This window comes from Streptomyces sp. HSW2009 (genome assembly GCF_040240285.1).
Classification (GTDB): domain Bacteria; phylum Actinomycetota; class Actinomycetes; order Streptomycetales; family Streptomycetaceae; genus Streptomyces.
In genome coordinates this window covers 1-8,445 of the sequence record NZ_JBEHZD010000364.1, presented here as the reverse complement: position 1 = coordinate 8,445, position 8,445 = coordinate 1, and the positions used below count along the sequence as shown (strand labels likewise).

Sequence of the window (8,445 nt, the reverse complement as noted above, 5' to 3'; positions counted from 1 at the left end):
CCCCCCCCCCCCCCCCCCCCCCCCCCCCCCCCCCCCCCCCCCCCCCCCCCCCCCCCCCCCCCCCCCCCCCCCCCCGCTAAGGGTCAGTTTCCGGCCATGACCTGGGCCGAAGGAGCGCTCAAGGGGGCGCCCGCCGGGGTCAGCGCACCTCGGTGATCTCGGGGCCGCGCTGCAACTGGTCGACGCCACCGGCGAACCGCGAACCGGCGGCTTCTTCCTGCTGGACGCCGTCCGGAACCATCTGTGCGTCCTCGGGCAGCTTCAGGACGATCGGGTCGCGCGGGGCCATCGGCGACTCGCCGCGGACCACGACGGTGTCCCGGACGATCTGCTCCAGCAGCCCGGCCGCCTCCGGCTGGACCGCGCCCTGCCCGGAGATCACACCGCGCAGGAACCAGCGCGGGCCGTCCACGCCGACGAAGCGCACCAGTTGCACGCCGTTGGTGCCGTCCGGCAGTTGCACGGGAACCTGCGCCCGCAGCTCCCAGCCGAGCGGGCCCTCGACCTCGTCGACCACACCGCCCTGCTGGGTGATGCCGCCGCCGATCTCCTCGCGCACCTCGCGCCAGATGCCCTCGTTCTTGGGGGCGGCGAAGCCCTGCAACTGCACCGCGCTGTCCCGCAGTACGACGGTGGCGGCGACGATCGAGTCACCAGCGACCTCGACCCGCAGCTCCATGCCCTCGACCCCGGGCACGAACAGGCCACCGAGGTCGACGCGGCCCTCACCGGGCTTGCTGACCTCGGAGATGTCCCACGGCCCGTCCGGGCGCGGCGCGGGCGGCAGGCTTACCTGCTCCACCTCGTCCGCCGGCTCATCAGCCGTGTCCTCGGCCGACTCCTCGGCTGCCACGCCCTTGTCGACCTGGTCGACGGCGTCCTCACTGCGCTTGCGTCGACGTCCGAACACGTCACTGTCCTTCCCGGTCGGCACCGACCGAAGCGTATCCGTTCCCACCCGATGAGCCGCCCATCGCGGCATGGCCCCCCGTGGACCCGAAGCCCCCTTCGGCACGCGCCGATCCGGGAAGCTCCGCCACCTCGTGGAAGCGCACCTTCTCCACCTGCTGAACGATGAGCTGGGCGATCCGGTCGAAGCGCTCGAACCGCACGCTCTCGCGCGGGTCCAGATTGACCACGATCACCTTGATCTCCCCACGGTACCCGGCATCCACCGTGCCGGGGGCATTCACCAGCGCCACTCCCAGCCGGGCCGCCAGGCCCGAGCGGGGGTGCACGAACGCCGCGTACCCGTCGGGCAGTGCGATGGACACCCCGGTCGGCAGCACCGCGCGCTCGCCCGGGGCGAGTTCGGCGGCCTCGGTGGTGACCAGGTCGGCCCCGGCGTCCCCGGGGTGACCGTAGGCGGGCAGCGGAACCGACGGGTCCACCCGCCGGATCAGGACGTCTACGGGCTCACGGCTCACGGATTCACCTCAAAGGCACGCGCGACCTTGATCTGGTCCGGGTCGGAGAGGGCCGCGTTGATCTCTTCCGGCCGGCCGTTCGCGATGAAGTGGTCCACCTTGACCTCGATGAAGAGCGCGTCCGCGCGGACGGCGACCGGCCCGTCGGGCCCGCCGATCCGACCGGTCGCGGTGGAGTAGATCTTGCGCCCGTGCACCGCCACGACCCGGGCGTCGATGTACAGCTCGGTGTCGACCGGGACCGGGCGCAGGAAGTCGGTCTCCAGCCGGCCGGTCACCGCGATCACCCGCAGCAGCCAGCCGAGCGCACCCAACGCCTCGTCCAGCGCGGTGGTCAGCACCCCGCCGTGCGCGAGCCCGGGGGCGCCCTGGTGGGCGGCCCTGACCGTGAACCGCGCGGTGACGCTCACGCCATCGCCGGCCCGCGTCGCCAGGTGCAGCCCGTGCGGCTCGGTCTCGCCGCAGCCGAAACACTGGTCGTAATGGGCGCCGAGCAGCTCCCCGGGCGCGGGCGCGGCGGGGTGCCGCACCGGTGGCCCGGCCTCCGCCCGCGGCGTCAGCGATGTCGTTCGTGCACTCACGGGTGCAGACCTTACCCGCGCTGGTGGGCGGCGTACTCCGCCGTGCCAAGCTGGAAACCATGCAGCCTTACGAAGAACGCCTGACCGCACCCCGAATCTGGTGGCTCTCGGCTGCCCTGACCGGTGTCGCGGGGGCGTTGATCCTGCTGCCGCTGGGGACGCTGGCCATGCTCGGCGGGCTGATCGGCGCGGGCGCGCTGGCCAGCATCGCGGTCAGCGCCTACGGCTCGGTGCGCATCCGGGTGGTGGCCGGTTCGCTGGTCGCCGGCGACGCGAAGATCCCGGTCACCGCGCTCGGTGAGGCGCGGGTGCTGGACGCCGCGGAGGCCGTCGCCTGGCGCGGCCCCAAGGCCGACCCGCGGGCCTTCATGCTGCTGCGCAGCTACATCCCGACGGCGCTGCGCATCGAGGTCGTCGACCCGGCCGACCCGACGCCCTATCTCTACCTCTCCACCCGCCACCCGCAGCGTCTCGCCGCGGCGATCGCGGCGGTCCGCACGGGCTGAGGGAACCCCGCACACCGACCCGGGCCACGCCTGCGCCCGGGCTCGCACGGGGATCACCCCTGCTGGACTGGGCATCGACGCCGCAGCCACACCCGCGCGGGCCCGCGCACGGGTCGCCCTTGCCGGTGGTCTGGGCCGGGCTGGTCTGGGCTGGGCTGGGCCGGGCTGAACGTTGCTCCGCTGGTCGGGCCGGGCGAGGCGGCAGCACGGATGCGGGCCGGAGGGACCCGTACGGGCCGGTGAGCAGGCGGTACGGGCCGCCAGCCGGGCAGGAGCTCACGGGGGCCGCCCGCCGGTGCTGGAGCTGCGGGAGCGGGCCGGGCGCGGTAGAGGCCAGGGGCCTCAGGGAGCCAGGGCAGCAGCGGCGGGAGCCGGGGGCGTGCCGGGCCCCTGCCGCCGATCAGTCGCGGGGACGGCGGCGCAGGCCACGGCGCCGGGGACGGCGCGGAGTGGCAGCCGGGTCTTCCCCCGCGAGGTCGTCGCGGGCGAGGTCGTCGCGGGCGGCATCTTCGAGAGCGGCTTCAAGGGCAGCGGCTCCGAGCACGGCCTCTCCGTACGCCGCTGCGGCGGGCGCATCCAGCGCCGACCGGGTCTCGTACGGCACAGACGCGGTGGTGGTGGGCGGCGCGGGCAGCTCGCCTTGGCCCCTCTCGGGGGGCGGGAGCTGGTCCCAGGGGATCTGGCGGGGCCGCAGGTCGGCCCGGACCTTCTCGGCGAGCCGCTTGGTCTCGCGGCGGTTCAGCAACGCCCCGACGGCCGCGCCGATCATGAAGGGCGCCAGGTTGGGCAGGTTGCGCAAGGTGCGCTTGACGATCCGCTGCCGCAGCTCGCGCTTGAGCGGCCCGCTGAGCGCGGCGTTGAAGCTGGCGGGCTTGACGACGTCGATGCCCCGCTCCTGCGTCCACGCCATGAGGTAGGCGGCGGAGCGCTGGCGCAGCGGGCCCGGCGCCCGCAGGCCGTACACCTCGTGCAGCTCGGCGATGAGCTTGAACTCTATGGACGCGACGCCGACGATCTCGGCGGCCAGTTCCGCCGGCATGGCCGGCGGGACGGGCATCATCGCGGCGGCGCCCACTCCCGCGCCCACCGTCGCGGTGCCGCCCACGGCTCCCGCGACGAGCTTGTCCGCGATCTCTTCCGGGCCGAGTCCCGGGAACTGGGCCCGCAGCGTCGCGAGGTCCCGGACCGGAACGCGGGGCGCGCCCGCGATGATCCGGTCGGCCACGACGGCGAGGGCCGCACGCAGCCCACGACCGGTGTGCTTGACGCCGTCGCCGGCGGCCTTGCGCCCGCGGTGGACGGCGTCCGCGAGCGAGGCCGCCCGGCCCCGCTCGACGTTCGCATCACCCCGCTGGGAAACGTCCCGCACCGCAGGGAGCCGTGAATCAGGCCGCGCAGTCGCGGCAGATCGGCTGGCCGTTCTTCTCGGCGGCCAGTTGACTCCGGTGGTGCACGAGGAAGCAGCTCATGCAGGTGAACTCATCTGCCTGGCGGGGCAGGACCCGCACCGACAGTTCCTCGTTCGACAGGTCGGCGCCGGGCAGCTCAAGGCCCTCCGCCTGCTCGAACTCGTCCACATCGACGGTGGACGCGGACTTGTCGTTCCGCCGGGCCTTCAGCTCCTCAATGCTGTCCTCGTTGACGTCGTCGTCGGTCTTACGTGGGGTGTCGTAATCCGTTGCCATGTCGCTCTCCCCCTCTGGGTATCTGCGGTGTCTCCAGCGCACGTAACGCGTGAGAGGCCGGACTTGTGCCCGACCTGAGGCGGAGATTTTGCCTCACATCAAGGTCTGTTACTCAATCGACACCCAACCGGCCCCCTGAAAGAGGTGATCCGGTGGGATGGCGGTGGGACGGTACACGATGGGCGCGGGGCAGTTCACACGCACCCCCACCGGTACTTCCCGTGATCGCGACCCCCGAAAACCCGGATTTTCCCGGCTTTCCGCCACTCCCGGCAGCTACGGAGAGTAGATGGCCGAAATTCGCCCATGTGATCGAAAACACATGTGGATGAGTCTTATAGAGTCAGGATAATTCCGCTAAAAGCGAACAAATTCCGGCTCTTTCTTGCATCGTCCCCCCAAGGTCCCCGGCGCGTCCAGCGAGCCGGTCCGTGCCGCCCCGCTCAGACGGGGAAGGAGACCCGGATCACCAGCCCGCCGCCCTCGCGGGGCAGCGCCGAGATCCGCCCACCGTGCGCCCTGACCACGGACCGCACGATCGACAGACCGAGCCCGACGCCCTTGTCGCTGCCGGTCCGCTCGGTCCGCAGCCGCCGGAACGGCTCGAAGATGTTGTCGACCTCGTACGCGGGAACCACCGGGCCGGTATTCGAGACCACCAGCACCGCCGCCGAGCGGTCCAGCGCGGTGTTCACCTCCACCCAGCCGTCGGGCGCGTTGTAGCGCACCGCGTTCTGCACCAGGTTGAGCGCCACCCGCTCCAGGAGCACCCCGTTGCCCTGCACGATCGCCGGCTGCTGGCTGCCTCGCAACTCCACGCCCTTGGCCTGGGCCTCCGTACGCGCCTGGTCAACGGCCTGGGTGGCCACCTCGGCGAGGTCCACCGGCTTGCGGTCCACGATCTCGTTGTCGCTGCGGGCGAGCAGCAGCAGCCCCTCCACCAGTTGCTCGCTGCGCTCGTTGGTGGCCAGCAGCGTCTTGCCGAGCTGGGTCAGCTCAGGTGACGCGTCCGGATCCGAGAGCTGCACTTCGAGCAGCGTGCGGTTGATGGCGAGCGGGGTGCGCAGTTCGTGCGAGGCGTTGGCGACGAACCGCTGCTGTGCGGTGAACGCACGGTCCAGCCGCTCCAACATCTCGTCGAAGGTGTCCGAAAGCTCCTTGAGCTCGTCGTCCGGGCCGCCCAGCTCGATGCGCCGGGAGAGGTCGGAGCCGGCCACCTGGCGCGCGGTACGGGTGATCCGGCCCAGCGGCGACAGGACGCGCCCCGCCATCGCGTACCCGAAGGCGAAGGCGACCACCGTCAGGCCCAGCAGGGCCAGCAGCGACCTGCGCAGCAGTCCGTCGAGCGCCATCTCGCGCTGGCTCTGCATGCAGGCGGCGACGGCCCGGTTGAACTGCGTGCTGTTGCCCCGGTCGGGCAGGTTGCAGATGTCGCTGGTGGCCCGGTAGTCGGCGTTGATGATCTGGAACGGAAGCTCATTGCCCTTGTGCAGGGCGTCGGCCGCCAGCAGATAGATGATCGACAGCAGCAGGATTCCGGCCATCAGGAACATGCCGCCGTACAGCAGCGTGAGCCGTATGCGGATGGTCGGACGCAGCCAGGGAAGCGGCCGGCCGAGCTCGGACGGGGACCAGTGCGGCTTGGGTGGCGCGGGGGGCTGCGGTGGCGTAGGGGGTGGAGTGGCGGCCATGTCCGGTCAGATCCGGTATCCGGAACCGGGGACGGTCACGATCACGGCGGGCTCGCCCAACTTGCGGCGCAACGTCATCACGGTGACCCGGACGACGTTGGTGAACGGGTCGGTGTTCTCGTCCCACGCCTTCTCAAGGAGTTGCTCCGCGGAGACGACGGCGCCCTCGCTGCGCAGCAGCACCTCAAGGACGGCGAACTCCTTCGGGGCGAGCTGGATCTCCTGGCCCTCGCGGAAGACCTCGCGCCGGTTGGGGTCCAGCTTGATCCCGGCGCGCTCCAGGACCGGCGGCAGGGCCACGGTCGTACGGCGCCCGAGCGCCCGCACCCGGGCGATGAGTTCGCTGAACGCGAACGGCTTGGGCAGATAGTCGTCCGCGCCGATCTCCAGCCCCTCCACCCGGTCGCTGACGTCGCCGGACGCGGTGAGCATCAGGACGCGGGTGGGCAGCCCGAGGTCGACCAGCTTGCGGCACACCTCGTCGCCGTGCACCAGCGGCAAGTCGCGGTCGAGCACCACCACGTCGTAGTCGTTCACGGCGATCCGCTCCAGGGCCGCCGCACCGTCGTAGACGACGTCGACGGCCATGGCCTCCCGCCGTAGCCCGGTGGCCACCGCGTCCGCGAGAAGCTGCTCGTCCTCGACGACGAGTACACGCACGGTGTTGTCCTTTCAGTACGCCCCGTGGGGCGGTCGGCCCGCTGGGCCCCTCCTCGATGTGCCCGGCGTTCGCCGCGCGCTGGCCCGGCGTTCGCCCCGTGCTCGCCCCGCGGTCAACCAACGACGCGCGGCACGTCGCGCCGGAGCCCGATGAGCGTCTCCATCCTGCCTCTAAGCCCGATAAACCGGCGGTAAGGGGCTGCTCAACGCGGTGTGTACGGGCCCGTCCGCGGCCGGGAGCGGGCCTTGAGGAATCTTCGGAAGGGGAGGTTTCTGGGTGCGGAGGGCGGGGGAAGACGACTGCACACCCCGCGATCACGCCTTGGCCGAAGCACGCGGCGCTCAGTCGCCTCGTCGCTTTCGGTGATCAGACGCGTGATCGTCCTCCCGCCACCGCGGGGCAACTCCCAGGGCACACCCCGTGCCACCGAGCCGACCCACGACGAGGGGGCGCACCATGGACGCGTTCACCGCAGGACTTCTGCAGCGCATAGAGGCCACCGAAACGGACCTGACGCGCGCCCGCGAGTCGGGCGACGACTTCCTGGTCGAAGTGGAGCAGGCAGAGCTGGACGACCTCCGCCGCCTGGCCGCCGAACACGGCGTCCAGGTCAGCGCCGCCAGCGCCTGACCCGGGGCGGGCGCTCCGGTAGCGACCCGGCTGGAAGGCGCCGGACCACCGGGCCGCGTACCCCGTAGTACGCCCTAGCTCGCCCCAGCACTTCCGAAACTCCCGATGCCCCGGACGCCCCCGCAGGCGGCCCGGGGCATCGTCGCGCCCGGACCACGCGCAGCCCTCCCCGGGCGGGGCCACCCACACATTTGTCGCCTTGTGTCTTTGTGCGTTTGTGCTCATGTGTCCCTGTGCCCTTGTCTCCCCGTGCCCTCGTCGGCGGTGGGGCGGCGGGCGGCCAGGGACGCGTGTGCGGCACCCGCCCCTGCCCACGGCAGGCGGCCCACGACAGGCGGCAGGCGGGCGTACGGAGCGTGGGGGCCCGGGCGGGGACCTAAGGTCGGGCAGCGGGGGCAAGGGCCCGACGGGGCCGGCGTGCAGCGCGTGGTGCGCGGCCTACGGCGTCCCGGCGGGCCCAGCGACTCCCCGACTCGGCCCAGGCCCCGGCTCTCAGCTCAGCTCAGCTCCAAGGCTCGGGCTCCCGGCTCCGGCTCCGGGCTCTAGTCGTGCCAGGCCCCCAGCGCCTCCAGGCGGCTCTGGAGCTCCGGGAAGAGGCCGGGGGTGGCGGCGACGGCGAGGTCCGTGGAGAGGGGGTCGCCGGGGCGGCCGCCGGTGGACGCCCCGGCCTCGCGGGCGATCAGGTCGCCGGCCGCGTAGTCCCAGGGGTTGAGGCCGCGCTCGTAATAGCCGTCGAGCCGGCCGCAGGCCACGTCGCACAGGTCGATGGCGGCCGACCCGCCCCGGCGGATGTCGCGCACCTGCGGCAGCAGCACCTTGACCACCTCGGCCTGGGCCACCTTGCGCTCGGTGAGGTAGCTGAAGCCGGTGCCGACCAGCGACTGCTCGAAGGGGGGCGCCGGGCGCACCCGTATCGGCCGGTCCCCGAGGTGGGCGCCGGCGCCGGCCACCGCGCGGAAGGTCTCGCCGCGCATCGGCACCTCCACCACGCCGACGACGGTCTCCCCGTGCAGTTCGGCCGCGATGCTGACGGACCAGGACGGGAGGCCGTAGAGGTAGTTCACCGTGCCGTCGATGGGGTCGATCACCCAGCGCACCCCGCTGGTGCCGGGGCGGCGCCCCCCCCCCCCCCCCCCCCCCCCCGCCCCCCCCCCCCCCCCCCCCCCGCGCCCCCCCCCCCCCCCCCCACGGCCCACCGCACCGTGCGGCGCCCCGGCATGCCCGGGGGCCGCGGGCACGGGCCGGGACGCAACACCCGGCACAC

At 72.8% G+C, this 8,445-nt stretch carries 9 protein-coding genes and 1 pseudogene; 2 read left to right on the top strand and 8 right to left on the bottom strand.

The features are described from left to right. Positions 1–139: 139 nt before the first annotated feature. From AAHZ94_RS23475 to AAHZ94_RS23465, 3 genes are read right to left on the bottom strand one after another with little or no spacing between them, the layout of a single operon-like run. The gene (locus tag AAHZ94_RS23475) at positions 140–910 is read right to left on the bottom strand and encodes a DUF3710 domain-containing protein (RefSeq protein ID WP_349994971.1); all 771 of its coding nucleotides are present in this window, start codon (positions 908–910) and stop codon (positions 140–142) included. A 1-nt stretch (position 911) separates the two neighbouring features. Beyond that, complete coding sequence (gene dut, locus AAHZ94_RS23470) at positions 912–1,427, bottom strand: dUTP diphosphatase (RefSeq protein WP_349994970.1); 516 nt, start codon at positions 1,425–1,427, stop codon at positions 912–914. After that, positions 1,424–2,008, bottom strand: coding sequence for a PaaI family thioesterase (locus AAHZ94_RS23465; protein WP_349994969.1), 585 nt, complete (start codon positions 2,006–2,008; stop codon positions 1,424–1,426). Before AAHZ94_RS23465 ends, dut begins: the two co-directional genes overlap by 4 nt. Before the next feature lie 59 nt (positions 2,009–2,067). Between AAHZ94_RS23465 and AAHZ94_RS23460 the strand changes: the two genes are divergently transcribed. Continuing rightward, positions 2,068–2,514, top strand: a complete 447-nt coding sequence (locus AAHZ94_RS23460) for a DUF3093 domain-containing protein (protein WP_349994968.1) — start codon at positions 2,068–2,070, stop codon at positions 2,512–2,514. Positions 2,515–3,154: 640 nt separating this feature from the next. Here AAHZ94_RS23460 and AAHZ94_RS23455 read toward each other — a convergent pair. The 4 genes and pseudogenes from AAHZ94_RS23455 to AAHZ94_RS23440 all read right to left on the bottom strand — a co-directional run. Next, positions 3,155–3,883 (bottom strand): annotated as a pseudogene (locus AAHZ94_RS23455) (hypothetical protein); the annotation flags it as partial. 16 nt (positions 3,884–3,899) lie between these two features. Continuing rightward, entirely contained in the window at positions 3,900–4,199 is a 300-nt protein-coding gene (locus AAHZ94_RS23450; RefSeq protein ID WP_176164529.1) for a DUF4193 domain-containing protein, read from the bottom strand. 443 nt (positions 4,200–4,642) lie between these two features. Further along, positions 4,643–5,890, bottom strand: a complete 1,248-nt coding sequence (locus AAHZ94_RS23445) for a sensor histidine kinase (protein WP_349994966.1) — start codon at positions 5,888–5,890, stop codon at positions 4,643–4,645. Positions 5,891–5,896: 6 nt separating this feature from the next. Further along, the gene (locus tag AAHZ94_RS23440; RefSeq protein WP_349994965.1) at positions 5,897–6,550 is read right to left on the bottom strand and encodes a response regulator transcription factor; all 654 of its coding nucleotides are present in this window, start codon (positions 6,548–6,550) and stop codon (positions 5,897–5,899) included. Between the two features lie 457 nt (positions 6,551–7,007). Between AAHZ94_RS23440 and AAHZ94_RS23435 the strand changes: the two genes are divergently transcribed. Next, on the top strand, positions 7,008–7,181 hold the full coding sequence (locus AAHZ94_RS23435; RefSeq protein ID WP_349994964.1) for a hypothetical protein: 174 nt from the start codon (positions 7,008–7,010) through the stop codon (positions 7,179–7,181). A gap of 542 nt (positions 7,182–7,723) precedes the next feature. On the opposite strand, the gene AAHZ94_RS23430 is transcribed toward AAHZ94_RS23435, so the two are convergent. Further along, positions 7,724–8,445, bottom strand: a 722-nt coding sequence (locus tag AAHZ94_RS23430) for an inositol monophosphatase family protein (protein ID WP_349994963.1), incomplete at its 5' end; no start/stop codon positions are given.